Origin of the sequence: Romboutsia weinsteinii, from assembly GCF_002250835.2 — a bacterium.
GTDB classification, from domain to species: domain Bacteria; phylum Bacillota; class Clostridia; order Peptostreptococcales; family Peptostreptococcaceae; genus Romboutsia_A; species Romboutsia_A weinsteinii.
Genome location: NZ_NOJY02000016.1, coordinates 56,307 through 72,532, shown reverse-complemented (window position 1 = coordinate 72,532; position 16,226 = coordinate 56,307). Strand labels below are relative to the sequence as shown.

The 16,226-nt window shown below is 31.4% G+C and carries 16 protein-coding genes; 15 read left to right on the top strand and 1 reads right to left on the bottom strand.

Translation table 11 applies throughout. The features are described 5' to 3' along the window. The 13 genes from CHL78_RS20560 to CHL78_RS10845 form a co-directional block, all read left to right on the top strand. Nucleotides 1-1,163, top strand: a 1,163-nt coding sequence (locus CHL78_RS20560; protein WP_147295814.1) for a collagen-like domain-containing protein, incomplete at its 5' end; no start/stop codon positions are given. Between the two features lie 140 nt (nucleotides 1,164-1,303). Next, the gene (locus CHL78_RS10900) at nucleotides 1,304-3,208 is read left to right on the top strand and encodes a BglG family transcription antiterminator (protein WP_094367439.1); all 1,905 of its coding nucleotides are present in this window, start codon (nucleotides 1,304-1,306) and stop codon (nucleotides 3,206-3,208) included. A gap of 128 nt (nucleotides 3,209-3,336) precedes the next feature. Then, nucleotides 3,337-4,650 carry a 6-phospho-beta-glucosidase gene (locus CHL78_RS10895; protein WP_094367438.1) on the top strand — a complete coding sequence of 438 codons (1,314 nt, stop codon included), beginning with the start codon at nucleotides 3,337-3,339 and terminating at the stop codon, nucleotides 4,648-4,650. Nucleotides 4,651-4,659: 9 nt separating this feature from the next. Continuing rightward, nucleotides 4,660-5,391, top strand: coding sequence for a chitin disaccharide deacetylase (gene chbG / locus CHL78_RS10890; protein ID WP_094367437.1), 732 nt, complete (start codon nucleotides 4,660-4,662; stop codon nucleotides 5,389-5,391). A gap of 21 nt (nucleotides 5,392-5,412) precedes the next feature. Next, nucleotides 5,413-5,715, top strand: coding sequence for a PTS lactose/cellobiose transporter subunit IIA (locus CHL78_RS10885; protein ID WP_094367436.1), 303 nt, complete (start codon nucleotides 5,413-5,415; stop codon nucleotides 5,713-5,715). Between the two features lie 20 nt (nucleotides 5,716-5,735). After that, nucleotides 5,736-6,059, top strand: coding sequence for a PTS sugar transporter subunit IIB (locus CHL78_RS10880; protein WP_094367435.1), 324 nt, complete (start codon nucleotides 5,736-5,738; stop codon nucleotides 6,057-6,059). Nucleotides 6,060-6,099: 40 nt separating this feature from the next. Further along, nucleotides 6,100-7,452, top strand: a complete 1,353-nt coding sequence (locus CHL78_RS10875) for a PTS sugar transporter subunit IIC (RefSeq protein WP_094367434.1) — start codon at nucleotides 6,100-6,102, stop codon at nucleotides 7,450-7,452. A gap of 21 nt (nucleotides 7,453-7,473) precedes the next feature. Continuing rightward, a complete protein-coding gene (locus tag CHL78_RS10870) occupies nucleotides 7,474-7,998 on the top strand; it encodes a GrdB-related putative oxidoreductase (protein ID WP_094367433.1) in 525 nt (174 codons plus the stop codon). A 79-nt stretch (nucleotides 7,999-8,077) separates the two neighbouring features. Beyond that, on the top strand, nucleotides 8,078-9,163 hold the full coding sequence (locus CHL78_RS10865; protein ID WP_094367432.1) for a M42 family metallopeptidase: 1,086 nt from the start codon (nucleotides 8,078-8,080) through the stop codon (nucleotides 9,161-9,163). 44 nt (nucleotides 9,164-9,207) lie between these two features. Then, entirely contained in the window at nucleotides 9,208-10,308 is a 1,101-nt protein-coding gene (locus CHL78_RS10860) for a M42 family metallopeptidase (RefSeq protein WP_094367431.1), read from the top strand. A gap of 104 nt (nucleotides 10,309-10,412) precedes the next feature. After that, nucleotides 10,413-11,369 (top strand): N(4)-(beta-N-acetylglucosaminyl)-L-asparaginase, encoded by a 957-nt coding sequence (locus CHL78_RS10855; protein ID WP_094367430.1) that lies wholly within the window; start codon nucleotides 10,413-10,415, stop codon nucleotides 11,367-11,369. A 29-nt stretch (nucleotides 11,370-11,398) separates the two neighbouring features. Next, nucleotides 11,399-12,460 carry a Sapep family Mn(2+)-dependent dipeptidase gene (locus CHL78_RS10850; RefSeq protein WP_094367429.1) on the top strand — a complete coding sequence of 354 codons (1,062 nt, stop codon included), beginning with the start codon at nucleotides 11,399-11,401 and terminating at the stop codon, nucleotides 12,458-12,460. Next, nucleotides 12,454-13,128 (top strand): copper homeostasis protein CutC, encoded by a 675-nt coding sequence (locus CHL78_RS10845; RefSeq protein ID WP_094367428.1) that lies wholly within the window; start codon nucleotides 12,454-12,456, stop codon nucleotides 13,126-13,128. Before CHL78_RS10850 ends, CHL78_RS10845 begins: the two co-directional genes overlap by 7 nt. A 115-nt stretch (nucleotides 13,129-13,243) precedes the next feature. Here CHL78_RS10845 and CHL78_RS10840 read toward each other — a convergent pair whose 3' ends face one another. Beyond that, complete coding sequence (locus CHL78_RS10840) at nucleotides 13,244-13,810, bottom strand: GNAT family N-acetyltransferase (RefSeq protein ID WP_094367427.1); 567 nt, start codon at nucleotides 13,808-13,810, stop codon at nucleotides 13,244-13,246. 286 nt (nucleotides 13,811-14,096) lie between these two features. On the opposite strand from CHL78_RS10840, the gene CHL78_RS10835 reads away from it, so the two are divergent. Further along, entirely contained in the window at nucleotides 14,097-14,852 is a 756-nt protein-coding gene (locus tag CHL78_RS10835) for an esterase family protein (RefSeq protein ID WP_094367426.1), read from the top strand. 25 nt (nucleotides 14,853-14,877) lie between these two features. Further along, nucleotides 14,878-16,137, top strand: coding sequence for an ATP-grasp domain-containing protein (locus CHL78_RS10830; RefSeq protein ID WP_199534033.1), 1,260 nt, complete (start codon nucleotides 14,878-14,880; stop codon nucleotides 16,135-16,137). Nucleotides 16,138-16,226 lie beyond the last annotated feature (89 nt).

The following is a 16,226-nucleotide window of genomic DNA, read 5'->3' as shown; positions in this document are numbered from 1 at the left end:
GAGCCACTGGAGTAACAGGATCAACAGGTGTAACCGGATCTACTGGTATAACAGGAGCAACAGGTATAACAGGTCCAACCGGAGAAACGGGGGCAACAGGAGCTACTGGTCTAACAGGAGCAACAGGTCCAACAGGTGTAATCGGAGCAACAGGTCCAACCGGAGAAACGGGGGCAACAGGAGCCACAGGTGTAACCGGAGCAACGGGTCCAACAGGAGTAACAGGATCCACAGGTGTAACCGGAGCAACGGGGGCAACAGGAGCAACTGGTATAACCGGAGCAACAGGTCCAACAGGTCCAACCGGAGCCACTGGTATAACCGGAGCAACGGGTCCAACAGGAGTAACAGGATCCACAGGTGTAACCGGAGCAACGGGGGCAACAGGAGCAACTGGTATAACCGGAGCAACAGGTCCAACAGGTCCAACCGGAGCCACTGGTATAACCGGAGCAACGGGTCCAACAGGAGTAACAGGATCCACAGGTGTAACCGGAGCAACGGGTCCAACTGGAGTAACAGGATTAACAGGTGTAACCGGAGCAACGGGGGCAACAGGAGTAACAGGAGCAACAGGTGTAACCGGAGCAACGGGTCCAACAGGAGTAACAGGAGCCACAGGTGTAACCGGAGCAACCGGTCCAACTGGAGTAACAGGACCAACAGGTCCAACAGGTCCAACAGGAGTAACCGGAGCAACAGGTGTAACCGGACCAACCGGTTCAACTGGACCTACCAATATAACAGCATACGGATTCTTCTATCAAAATGCAGCACTAACAAGCTTAGCATCTAATGCACCTATTCCTTTTAATGGTACACCACCAATACCGCCACTTGCTATGTCTAATACTGCTGGCTCGATAACCCTTACAAATGCTGGGATATATCAAGCAGATTATTATATACTATTTCCAACACTAAGTGCTAGTTTATTAAATAGGTTTCAACTATTTCTAAATTCAGGTGGAATTGCTGGATCAGACAGTGTGTTAGTTGTTGGTCTTCTTGCAATAGGTACATCCGCTATGCTATCAGGGCAAGCAATTTTTTCAGCTAATGCAGGTGATATTTTACAATTAAGAAGTCTTAATTTACTAACTATCGCACTTCCAACAGGTGGGGGAACAATTGCATCACTATCTGTTATTAGAATAGTTTAGTAAGATATTATAGATATAAAAAAGTAGCCTATTAATGGCTACTTTTTTATATCTTTGACAAAAAAATTAAAATAGATATAATGTTATGTAAATAGATTTTAGGATAGTAAAATATATTACTAAGTAATGAGGGGGACATGATGAACAAAAGACAAGAGGACTTATTAACTATACTTTTAGCTGAAAGTGACTACATTGATACAAACCAGCTAGCTGAAAAATTGGAGTGTTCAGAAAGGACCGTAAGGAATAATTGTAAAGATATAAATGAATGGTTGAGTAGCTTTTGTAGTGTGGAGATAAAAAGAAAATCAAACTTAGGGGTTAAGTTAGTTGGAGAAGATTGCGAAAAAAATTTAATAAGCCAAAAGCTAAGAAGAGAAGTAAAAAGAGGTAATAGTGAAATACATAAGCAAATAGAAATATTAAAGTTGATCTTATTAAACAGTACTAATAAAATTAATTTTAACGAAATGTGTAATAAATTGTACACTAATAAGAATACTCTAAGAGAAGAGATAAACAAACTATCTAATAAGATAAGTGAGTATGACTTAGAAATTAATATTAAAAAAAATAGCGGTATGTATGTAGATGGAAGTGAAAAAAATATAAGAATAATGCTTGTAGATTTTTTATTTAAATATATAGATACTTATAGGTTAAATATTGAAGAGATAGATTCTTTCCATGCTGTAGATATTATAGTTATTAAAAATATTATGAATAATATTGAAGATAGATTAAACACTAGATTTACAGATACATCATTTAAGCAGTTAATGCTATTTTTACTTATAGGTGTAATAAGAGTTAGGATAGGAAACTCTCTAAATGAAAATATGGATAATGAAGATATAAAATTAGGTGAGTTGATAGAAGAAATAGATAGAGAACTGAAGTCTAATTTGTGTGTAAATATTAACCAATGTGAAAAGAACTTTATTTCTTCTTTAATACTTAGCATGAATAGAGAGATAAGTAGTGATAGAGTAAAGGAAAACCTTCGCTTAAATACAGATTTAGTAAACTATACTAAAAGAATTATAAAGATAGTTTCAGATGAATCAGGAATAAATTTTATGGAAGATGAACTATTATTTGATCAATTATTATGTCATATAAATGCTACACTTCAACAAATAAAAAATAATGTTAATTTACAAAATCCTTTATTGGATGATATAAAGACTAAGTATTGCTTCTTGTTTACAGTTATTTCAAATGCAATAAGAAGTGAAGGTTTGCATAATGATATTACTGAAGATGAGCTTGGATATTTAGTGCTTCATTTTCAGGTATCCTTAGAAAGAAAAAGTAATAAAAGAGATGAAATGAAAAAAGCGAGCATTGTTTGTCCACTTAGTTTTGGAGTAAGTACTCTTTTAAAGGTAAAAATAGAAAAGAGACTTAATAATATTGAAATAATTGAAACTATAAGAGAAGAAGATTTAAAAAGAAATAACTTTAATAAAAATATTGATTTTATTATAGGCTTCCAAGAGTATGAAAATATAGACTTACCATTTTTTATAACTACACCGTTATTTACTGGGGAAGATGAAAATAGATTAAAATTATTTGTAAATAAGGTAAAGATTAAAGAAACATCTTATAAGATTATGAATAAACTGATGATATCAGATTATTTAATAAAAGAGCTAGATTATACTGATGTTTTTGAAACGATAGAATATTTAGCAACTGTATTAGCAAATAAACACTATGTAGAAAAAGAGTATGTAAATTCAGTAATAGATAGAGAAAAAACTTATCCAACTAACATTGGTAATGGAATACTGCTTCCTCACGGTGATATTAAATATGTAAAACAATCAATATTGTCTTTTACAAGATTAAAAAATCCTATAAAAATAAAAAATGGCCAAACTATAAAGTTTATTATAATGTTAGCCTATAGAAGTGATGACAGAGCAGAATTTCAAGAATTGTTTAAAGAGATTTCACAGCTGACAGAGGATAAGGAAATGATGAAAAAAATGTCAACTTGCAAGCTTTCAGATATAAAAAAGATTTTAATATAAATTATAAATTTTCAGAATAAGCACATAAATTTCCGAAAAAAGGAAAAATATGTGCTTATTCTTTTATTTTTATATCGTATTATATAAGTACAGATAGGAACTCAACAAATAAATGGAGGAGAAACTAGATGAGACAAGGGGTAAAAATAGTAACTATTGGTGGAGGTTCAAGTTATACACCGGAATTAGTAGAAGGTTTTATAAAAAGACATAAAGAGTTACCTGTAAAAGAGCTTTGGCTTGTAGATATAGAAGAAGGTAGAGAAAAGCTAGAGATAGTAGGAAACTTAGCTAAAAGAATGGTTAAAAAGGCTAATGTTGATATAAAAATTTATACTACATTAAATAGGGAAGAAGCATTAAGGGATGCAGATTTTGTTACTACACAACTAAGAGTAGGGCAATTAGATGCAAGAATTAAAGATGAAAAAATACCACTATCTCATGGAGCAATGGGCCAAGAGACTAATGGAGCTGGTGGTTTATTTAAAGCATTGAGAACAGTACCCGTAATATTAGATATTGTTGAAGATATAAAAAGATTATGTCCTAATGCATGGCTTATAAACTTTACAAATCCAGCAGGAATTGTAAGTGAAGCGGTGTTTAGATATTCAGATTTTAAAAACTATATAGGACTTTGTAATGTTCCAATAGGAATGAAGAAAGAAGTTGCAAAGGTTTTAGAGGTAGATTCAGATAGAATAGATATGGACTTTGCGGGGCTTAACCATATGGTATATGGATTAAATGTCTCTCTTGATGGAGATGACATAACAAAAGAAGCTGTAGAAAAGTTCTCACAACACAATACAAGTATGAAAAATATAAAAGATATAGCGTTTAATAAAGAATTTGTAAATTCTCTTGGAGTAATACCTTGTCCATACCACAGATACTACTATAAAAAAGAAGATATGTTACAAAGTGAGTTGGATAGCTTTAAAGAAGGTAAGATAAGAGGTCAAGTGGTTAAAGATTTAGAAAAAGATTTGTTTGAAATATATAAAGATGAAAACTTAGATATAAAACCACCTCAATTAGAACAAAGAGGAGGAGCGTATTATAGTGATGCAGCTTGTAACTTAATAAACTCTTTACATAATGACAAAAAAGATATACAAGTAGTAAATACATTAAACAATGGGGCAATAAGTGATTTTAAAGATGATGAAGTGGTGGAGGTTAGTTGTATAATAACAAAACAAGGACCAAAGCCAATATCAATGGGATATTTACCAACTTCAGTAAATGGACTAGTAAGGCAAATTAAATCATTTGAGCTATTAGCTGCAAAAGCTGCAGTAGAAGGAAATTATGATTTGGCATATTTAGCATTATGTATAAACCCATTAACTCCATCAGATGATATAGCAAAAACAATATTAGATGAGATGTTAGAAGCACATAAGAAATATCTTCCTAAATTCAATATGGCGTAGGTGATTAATATGAATAAATTAATAATAAATGCAGATGACTTTGGATACTGTGAAGCTGTAAATTACGGTATAGTATCGGCTCATAACAATGGAGTTGTAACATCTACTACAATTATGGCTAATATGCCAGGTTTTGAACATGCTGTAAATTTATTGAAAGAAAATCCAACACTAGGCTGTGGAGTACATATGACATTAAGTTGCTATAAGCCATTATTAGAAGATGTTAAATCACTTACTGATGAAGATGGATTCTTCTTTAGAAGAATAAATGAAGATGTATTAAATAAGATTGATTTAGATGAGTTATATAAAGAGTTTTGTGCACAGATAGAAAAAGTAAAAAGTGCTGGTATAGAAATAACTCACTTAGATAGTCATCATCATGTTCACACTATTCCATACTTTGAAGAGGTCATAAAAAAGATAGTTGAAAAATATAACCTTCCGATAAGAGGTGGATTTGAATATAGATTTAAATATGAAAAAGTTGTACCTTGTATAGGTGATTTTTACAAGGATAATGTTGATAAGAGCTACTTTAAAGATAATTTAAATAGAATAAAATCTTATGAGGTAGTTGACTTAATGACTCACCCAGCATTTTTAGATAGCTACATCTTGAATTCAACATCATATGCCTATGATAGAACTAAGGAACATGAAATATTATCAGATTATAAATTGAAAGTATTCTTAGAAGAAAATGGTGTAGAATTAACAAATTACAATAAATTATAAGGTATTTACTAGGAGGACATTATGGAAGAAGTAGTATTAGGAATTATAATTCATGCAGGAAATGCAAAATCAAATCTTTATGAAGCTCTTGCTTTTGCAAAAGAAAATGACTTTGAAAAAGCTGAAGAATTAATAAAAGAAGCAGAGAAAGAAATATTAGAAGCACATAAAATACAAACTGGTTTAATACAAGGTGAAGCTGGAGGAAACAAAACAGAGATATCACTTTTATTAATACATTCTCAAGATCACTTAATGACTTGTATGAGTGAAAAGAATCTTATAAAAGAAATTATTGAATTAAGAAAAGAAATGAAAAAATAATATTAGGGGGAATTTTAAAAATGAACAAGAAGATTTATTTATTCTGTAGTGCAGGGATGTCTACAAGCTTATTAGCAAGTAAAATGCAAAAGGTAGCAGATCAACACAAACTACCAGTAGAAGTGGAAGCTTTTCCACACGGTAAAATAGAAGACATAGTTAAAACAGAAAATCCAGATTGCATACTATTAGGACCACAAGTTAAGTACTTATACAATGAGACTGTAGCTAAGTTTAGTGATTTAAAAACTCCTATTGCGGTAATAGATTCTCAAGCATATGGATTAATGGATGGAGAAAAAGTTTTAAAGCATGCAGTAATGCTAATTAAAAAAAATAAATAGTAGAAAATAGTCTAAAAAGTATTACATAGGGGGAATGCAAATGTTTGAAAAAATGGAAAAAGTGCTTATGCCACTGGCGGATAAGCTTGGTAATAATAAGGTTTTAATAGCTGTTCGTGATGGATTCTTAATATCAACACCACTATTAATAGTAGGGTCAATATTCTTGCTTATAGCAAACTTCCCAATTCCAGGATGGGTAGAGTTTTGGTCTAATATATTAGGAGAGAACTGGACAAGTTGGTTCACAAATGTTTCAAGAGCAACATTTAATATGGTAGCATTACTTAGCTGTATAGGAACAGGATATGCTTACTCTAGAGCATTAAAAGGAGATGCTATACAAGGTGGAATAGTAGCATTAATATCATACTTTATTTTAATGCCAACAAGAATACCTTTTGAAGGCGTTCAAGGAACAGAATTAATGAGCGGAATTTCGTTCGAATATATTGGTTCTAATGGTTTATTCTTAGCACTTGTAGTTTCGTTATTATCTGTAAAAATATTTACATGGGTTTATAAAAAAGGGTGGACTATTAAGATGCCTGATGGTGTTCCACCAGCAGTTGCACAATCTTTTGCAGCGTTAGTACCAAGTGCAATTGTTATTACAATTTTCTTCTTTGTACGTATAGGATTTGAATTTACACCTTATGAAACAGCTCATAATTTTATATTTGAAGTGCTACAAACACCATTTAGAGAAGTAGGAAATACTTTAGCTGCTCAAATGGCATACACTGGTTCATCTAGTGGATTATGGTTCTTCGGTATTAATGGACCGGCTGTAACAAATACAATATTTGATCCAATAACAAAAGTATTAACTATGGAAAACTTAGAAGCCTTCCAAGCAGGACTTGAGTTACCAAATATATTCACAGGTTCATTCTCTAACTTCTTCACAAACTATGGAGGAGGGGGAAGTACTTTATCATTAGTTATAGTTATGGTACTTTTCTGTAAATCTCAAAGAATTAAACAACTTGGTAAGTTATCACTAGTTCCAGGATTCTTTGGTATAAATGAACCAATAATATTTGGATTACCAATAGTATTAAACCCTATATTAATAGTACCTTTCGTAGGTGTACCATTAATGAACTTAGTTTTATCTACATTAGCAACACAAGCTGGAATAATACCATATACAACAGGGGTTGCATTACCGTGGACAACGCCAATTGGTTTCTCAGGATATCTATCTACAGGAAGTTTAATGGCTTCGGCATGGCAATTAGGATTATTAGCAATAGGATGTGTGATTTACTATCCATTCATAAAAATGTTAGATAAAAAATATTTAAAAGAAGAAGAAACAAAGGGTAATGATGGAGATAGTGATGACTTGTCATTTGATGATTTATCATTTGAAGACATAGATCTTTAAGATTTAAATTGGAGGTACATTATGAAAGTTGTAATGATATATGATCAAGTTCAAGCAGGGCTTGGTGGAAAAGAGAAACTGGATATTCCTTTAGGCGGAAAAACTATGGCAATAGGATCATCTAATATGCTAGATGCAGGGATGAAAGAAGCAGATGGTAAAATCGTAGCATGTTTATATTGTGGAGATGGATTCTTTGATAAAAATAAAGAAGAAGTTAAAGCAAAGATGGTAGGAATGGTTAACAAAATTAAGCCAGATGTAGTTATATGTGGACCAGCATACAATTATGAAGGATATGCAAAAATGTGTGCAACACTAGCTAATGAAATAAGTACAAAAACAAATATACCTGCTATAGCTGCAATGTCAAAAGAAAATGAGGATACAATAAATTCTTATAAAGATTTAGTAGATATCGTAGTTATGCCTAAAAAAGGTGGTACAGGATTAAGTGAAGCATTAAAAAATATATGCGTCCTTGCAAAAAAGAAATTTGACAATAGTAGCGATTTAGAAGACTTTAAAAGTAAAGTTTGCTATTAAATAACAAAAAGGTAGCTTGATAATATTCAAGCTACCTTTTAAAAAATATTAACACAAATAAGAGAGAAGAGGAAAACTTATGATATTAAGTGAAAATACATTAAGTTTGATGGAAGAATTAACTCAAATTATTGGCGTTTCTGGAAATGAAAAGAATATTTCTAAGACATTACAATCATATTATAAAAAATATACAGATGAAATAATATATGACAATTTGGGATCAATATTTGCAGTTAAGAGATCAGGCAAACCAAACAGTAAAAAAGTAATGATATGTGCTCATATGGATGAAGCAGGGTTTATAGTCCATGAAATAAAAGAAAGCGGATTAATAAAGATACTACCTATTGGAAATGTTTTTGAACAAGCTCTTATAGGAAAGAGAGTTAGAGTATCTACATCAACAGGGGAAATAAAAGGTGTAATAGTAACAAAATCACAATCAGCACTTAGCTCAGATGAAAAAAATAAGAGTATAAAATCAAGTAATATGTTTGTTGATATTGGAGCTACTTCAGATAAAGAAGTAAAGGAATGTGGAATTAGGTTAGGAAATCCTATAGTTGTAGATGGAGAGTTTGAAGCTTTATTAGGTGGAAAAAGACTAGTATCAAAAGCTTGGGATAATAGATATGGGTGTGTACTTGGTATAGAAATATTGGAATTATTAAAAGATACTAAATTAGATGTAGATTTATATGTGGGATGTACTGTTCAAAATGAGATAGGACTTAGAGGATGTATTACAGCAACAAATTTAATCGCACCAGATATGGCAATAGTGTTAGATTGTCTACATTCAAATGATATAAATGGAAATGAAGATAATACAGGAAAGCTAGGAGAAGGGGTTTTAGTAAGTTTCTATGATAAATCTATGATGCCTAATAGAACATTATTAAATCATTTAATAGAAATATGCGAAACTAAAGAAATAAAACATCAATACTACTATTCAATGGATGATGGTGATGGAGGTTGGATACATAAGTTATTAGAAGGCTGTCCAACTTTAAAAGTTTGCATATGTTCAAGAAATACTAAGACAAATAGCTCAATAATTGATGCTTATGATTATATAAATGCTAAAAAATCTCTGCTAGAAGTTATTAAGTCATTAGATGATGAGTTAATCACAATGTTTAAATCTGAAAATAGATAACATATAAAATTTAAGAATATATAACTTTTAGAGGAGTTGATTTTATGAGTGATAAAAGTAGGGAATATGAAGAAGTAGATATCACTCTACTTAAGGAATTAAGTGAGGCAGATGGAATATCAGGAGCTGAAAAAGAAGTAAGCAGAGTGGCGAAGAACTACTTTGAAATGTATGCTGATGAAATAGATTATGACAACTTAGGATCTATAATAGGATTAAAAAGAGGGAATAAGAATGGTCCTAAAGTTATGATAGCAGGACATATGGATGAGATAGGTTTTGTTGTAAGATCGATTGATAAAAATGGATATATAAATTTATTACCTGTAGGTGGATGGTGGGGTCACGTAATGCCATCTCAAAGTATGAGGATAACTACCAATTCAGGTTCTAAAATAAAGGGTGTAGTTGGAAGCCGTGCACCTCATGGTATGCCGGCAGATGAAAAAGAAAGAGTAATTAAGCCAATAGATTTTTATTTAGATTTAGGTGTGGATTCAAAAGATGAAGTTGAGAAGCTAGGTATTAAAATAGGAGACATGATAACTCCAGATACTGAATTTGAGATAATGAATAATCCCAATTATCTACTTGGAAAAGCTTGGGATGATAGAATAGGTGTGGCCGTTGCTATTGATGTACTTAAAGAGCTAAAGGATATAAATCATGAGGCTAATATTTTTTCAGTAGGTACGGTACAAGAAGAAGTAGGAATTAGAGGGGCTAGAACCGCTACCCATAAAATAAAACCTGATATTGCATTTGCAATAGATGTTACTACAGCAAAAGATACCCCTATGGACAAAGGTGGATTGAAATTAGGATGTGGCGTTGTAGTAAGTATATTAGATGCATCAACTATAGGAAATAATGCTCTGATTAGAGAGATTGAAAATATATGTAATGAAGCAGGCTTAGATATCAATTATGACTGTATGGTTGCAGGTGGCACTGATGCAGGAAATATACACAAAACACTTGATGGTGTAATTAGTATGACATTATCTATTCCAACAAGATATATGCATTCTAATAGATTAATAATACATAAAAAAGATTATGTTCAAACAGTAAAAGTAATCTCAGAGTTTTGTAAAAGAGTTGACATGAATATATTAGAAGATTTAAAAAACAACATCAGATAGTAATTAAATATAGAAAGACATGCTAAGATTAAATTAATTGTTCAACTAGAATTAATTATTATTGAAACTAAATATTATGTAAGAGAACTAAGGAGGATAATAAGATGTGGGGAATGATAGCAACTTGGAGAATGGCAGTAGAAGGAATCACTGAAGCAAGTAAGGGATTAGAAAAAGGTATGGATGCAGGTGAAGCAGTAGTAACTGCTGTTAAAATGGTAGAAGATTACCCATTCTATAAATCAGTAGGATACGGTGGTCTTCCAAATGAAAACTGTGAAGTAGAACTTGATGCAGCTTATATGGACGGAGATACACTAGCAATAGGTGCAGTAGCTGGTATAAGAGATTATGCTAACCCAGTAAGCATAGCTAGATTATTAAGTGAAGAAAAAGTTAACAACTTCTTAGTTGGAACAGGTGCAGAAGAATATGCTCATAAAAATGGATTTGAAAGAAAGAACATGTTAACAGATAGAGCAAAGCAACATTATGCAAAAAGAAAGAAGGAAACGTTAGACAAAGGATTAAGTCCATATGCAGGACATGATACTGTAGGGATGATATCTTTAGATGAACATGGAAAGATGTGTGCTGCTACTTCTACAAGTGGATTATTCATGAAGAGAAGAGGTAGAATAGGAGATTCAGCACTTTCTGGATCAGGATTCTTTGTTGATAGTGAAGTGGGTGGAGCTACTGCTACTGGTCTTGGAGAAGATTTAATGAAGGGATGTATATCTTATGAGATCGTAAGATTAATGAAAGAAGGAAAGCATCCACAAGAAGCTTGTGATATAGCAGTCAATCAATTAGATGAAGAACTTATAAGAAGAAGAGGAAAAGCTGGAGACTTATCATTAGTTGCTATGAATAATAAAGGTGAATGGGGAGTGGCTACAAACATAGAGAACTTTACTTTCTCAGTTGCTACAAAAGAACTTGAAGCTACAGTTTATATATCAAATAGAGTAGATGGAACAACTAAACATGAAGTAGCATCAAAGGAATGGTTAGATGCATACGCAGCTAGAATAAAAGCACCAATAGAAATAGACTAATAAATTACTTAAGAGAACAGGAGATTTTTATGGATATCTTAAATAGAAAAATAGACGAACTAAAAAATGACTTATTAAATGATATTATAGATATAGTAAAAATACCTAGTGTAGAAGGGGAGCCTAAAGAAGGCTTCCCTTTTGGTGAAAATGTAGCAGAGGCACTTGAAAAAGCGCTAGATATTTCAAGCAAACTAGGATTTGAAACTAAAAACTTAGATAACTATATAGGATACGCTGAATATGGTCAAGGAGAAGATTATATCTGTGTAATCGGGCATATAGATGTAGTACCGGAGGGAGATAATTGGGTTTATCCTCCCTATGGTGGAGTAATAGCAAATGATAAGATATATGGTAGAGGTGTACTTGATAATAAAGGACCTATAATGAGTGCATTATATGGCTTATATGCTATAAAAGAAGTAGGTCTTAAATTAAATAAAAAAGTAAGAATAATATTTGGGTGCAATGAAGAAACAGGATTCAATGACATCCCATACTATTTAGAAAAAGAAAAACCACCTATAATGGGATTCACGCCTGATTGTAAGTACCCTGTTGTTTATGGTGAAAAAGGAATGGCTAGATTAATTTTAAGAAGAGAAAATGACTGTACTGAAGAAGAATTTGCTAAATTCTTAGAGTGTTTGAGCGATAACTTAAATATTACATACAAAGAAATAAAGGTTGAGGATGAAAATCTTTTATTAGATATAAAGATTAAATACGACTTTACTTATAAATTAGAAGATGTATTAGATGAGATAAAGGCGAATATGTTAGATAATACTTCAATAGAGGTAGTATTAAACTTTAATCCTGTCTACTTTGATAAGGAAAGTGAGCTTGTAAAGGGATTACAAGTAGCATATGAGAGAGTAACAGGATTTGACGGTACACCTGTTACTACAAATGGTGGCACTTATGCTAAAATAATGCCAAATATAGTACCATTTGGACCATCTTTCCCAGGTCAAAAAGGAATAGCACATAATCCTGATGAATATTGGGATATAGATGATATAATAGTAAATGCAAAGATATTTTCAAGTGCAATATATGAGTTAGCTAAGGAGGAATTATGTTAGAGATAATTGGGATGAGTGTAGAGGATGCAATAGCAATAGAAGCTTGTGGAGCAGATAGAATTGAGCTTGTAAGCGCGTTGACAGAAGGAGGACTTACACCTAGCTATGGGCTTATTGAGGCTGTAGTAAAAAGTGTAAAGATACCAGTTAATGTTATGATAAGACATCATGCAAAGAGCTTTGTTTATAGCAAAGAAGATATTAAGATAATGGAAAAAGATATAGAAATAGTTAAAAGTCTTGGGGCTAATGGCGTTGTATTTGGTATGCTAGATCAAAACAACAATATTGATGAAGAGGACTTAAAAGCACTTTTAGCTAAGTGTGGTGGCCTTGATGTAACATTCCACAGAGCAATAGATGAAACTAATGTTATAGAAAGTATGGATATATTAAACAAATATGAAAATATAACTAATACTTTAACATCTGCTGGAAAAACAAATATAAGAGAAAATATTGATGTTATCAAGGCAATGATAGAGAAATCTAATGGAGTAAATATTCTTTTAGGAGGAGGACTTAATTTTGATAATATAGAAGAAATCAAGTCTTTAACTAAAGCTACAGATTTCCATTTTGGAACTGCTGTAAGAGTAAATAAAGACCCATTTGGTGAGATAGATCAAGAAAAATTAAAGAAGTTAGTTGAGATAATAAACAACTAAATTTAATTGTATATAAAAATGACCTATAGGGTAAACTTCATTGAGTGTTTACCTTATAGGTTTATTTTAAGCATCATTTTATAATCGTAATGTCATTTTTATTTTAGTTTTAAATTTATTTATTATTATTCCATTCTGATTTAAGTATAGAATATATTGACAAGTCACTAAACTCACTATTTCCCCTCAATTTATGTGCTTGTCTTAAAGTACCTTCATACTTCATATTATTTTTCAACATGACTTGACCAGACGCAGGATTACTTGTATCATGCATTGCTACGATTCTATTAAAACCAATTTTAAATAAATAGTTAATAACTGAATTTAATGATTCACTCATAATACCACTGTTCCAATAATCTCTTGATAAACAATATCCAATTTCGCATGAACAGTGCTTATCGTTTAAATTAAAAGAAGAAATATCACCTATGACTTTTTTATTTTCTTTAAGTTCAATTACCCAATGATATGTTTTTTTATCCTCATATTCACTAATCCATTCGCTGATAAGCTTTTTAGTGAATTCTTCATCAGTATGAGGAGCCCAAGATAAAAATTTTGTTACCTCACTACAACTAGCCCAGTTTTTGTACATATTGCTAGTATCATCTGACTTATACCTTCGTAGTATAAGTCTATCTGTATTTATTGTTTCAGTTCCCTTATGTGTTATCATAACAACCACCCCTTTTAATTAATTATAAAATTAGATACAAAATAAATCTATATATAATTAATTTAAATACACTTTAAAAGATTCTAACATTTAAACGAATTTATTGGAGGGGTAATTTGTAAGAATTTGTAGTTATATTTAGTGATATAAATTGTTAATTAGATAATATAATATTTAGTATACAAAATTAAGTTGAAAATATTTAGAAGATTCGGTATTATATATTATTATATAAATTATAATTTAAAAATAAATTTACAAATGTAAAATTATACGGGGGAATTTTATGAAGATAGAATGGTTTAGAGAGTACAGCCAATGCTTAAATAGAGATATGGAGTTTAAGGTATATGGACATGCAGGTCAACCAGTGCTAGTTTTTCCAGCGCAAGATGGAAGATATTATGACTTTGAAAATTTCAAAATGGTAGACACTGTTTCAGATTTAATAGAACAGGGTAGAGTTCAATTATTCTGTTGTGACAGTATTGATTTAGAGACATGGTCAGCAAATAATATAGATGTTCAAAGACCTAGTTACATGCATGAACAGTGGTATTACTATATTACTAATGAGCTTGTGCCTAGAATTTTTAATATAAATTACCATGGAAACGGAGGCAGTTATGCAAGGGGAATAATTACAACAGGTTGCTCCTTAGGTGCAACCCATGCGGCTAATTTTATGTTTAGAAGGCCTGATATTTTTATAGGTACTATTGCTCTTAGCGGATATTATGATACTGATATATTCTTTGGAGAATACAGTGATGAGATTATATATAATAATTCACCAATTAAATATATTGAGGATATGAGCTACGACCATCATTATGTAAATATGTATCGTAATAATAAAATAGTTATGTGTTGTGGTCAGGGAGCATGGGAGAACCTTATGATTCCAAGTACTTTAAGGATGAAGGAGTTATTAGAATATAAAAATATACCTGCTTGGGTAGATATATGGGGATATGACGTTAATCATGATTGGGATTGGTGGAGAGTACAGTTTCCATATTTTTTTAAATACATTATATAAATAATTATTTTGAGGGGGATATAGAATGAGTGTTATGACTTTATCTAGACCAAAATCTTATATTAAAGAAAGTGAGATTGTATCAAATAAAATAAATGTTGTATTTATTTCGCCTCACTTTCCTTTATATTTTCATAATTTTTGTAGTAGATTAAAGGAAAAGGGGGTTAATGTTCTAGGAGTCGGGGATTCCGACTACAACTCAATTCCAGCAGATACTAAAAGTTCGCTAACAGAATACTACAAGGTAGGAAATTTAGAAAATTTTGAGGAAGTACATAAGGCTTGCAAATTTTTTGAATCAAAATATGGTGATATAAATTGGATTGAATCACAAAATGAGTATTGGCTTGAAACAGAAGCAACACTTAGAAGTAAGTTTGATGTAAATACAGGGACGAAGATTGAAAATATGGGACCTATGAAATATAAATCTAAGATGAAGGCAATATATGAAAGTGCTAAAATACCTGTTGCAAGATATGATTTTATAACAAATTATGAAAAGGCATTAGATTTTACAAAAACTACGGGATATCCAGTAGTAGTTAAGCCAGATAATGGTGTAGGGGCAACATCCACATATAAATTAAAGAGTGATGATGAATTAGCCTACTTCTTTGCAACAAAAAATCCTAATATAAAATACATAATAGAAGAATATGTTTGTGGTCATGTAGAGACATTTGACGGGATTACAGACTCTAATAAAAATATACTAATATCATCAAGCCATGTTATGATGAACTCTATTATGGATTGTGTAAATGAATGTGAAGACACAGCTTTTTATTCACAGCCGGTAAAGGGAAGAGACATAGAAGAGATTGGAACTAAAGTAGTAAAAAGCTTTGATACAAGAAGCCGCTTCTTTCACTTTGAATTCTTCAGATTAGATGAAGATAAAGAGGGGCTTGGAAAAAAAGGTGATATAGTAGGATTAGAAGTGAATATGAGAGCTCCTGGTGCTTACATACCTGATATGATAAATTATACTTATGATGTAGATGTATATTCTATCTGGGCAGATATGCTAATCCACGATGAAATTTTTGTGGAAATAGATAGAAAGTATTATGTTGGATACGCAAGTAGAAGAAATCATAACAAATATAAACACTCTATTAACGATATAAAGAATAGATACAATAAGAAATTGCTAATTGATGTAGAAGTACCAGAAGTGTTATCAGGAGCTATGGGTAACCATGTGTTTATTTTTAGAACTAAATCTTATGAAGATCTAATAGATATGATAAATACTATATCAAAGAAAGTAAACTAATAAATAATTAAACTTTATAATATTTAAACTATATAAATTAATTTTGGTGATAGGGATTATAATTTATCTACAAAGAAGATAATTATAAT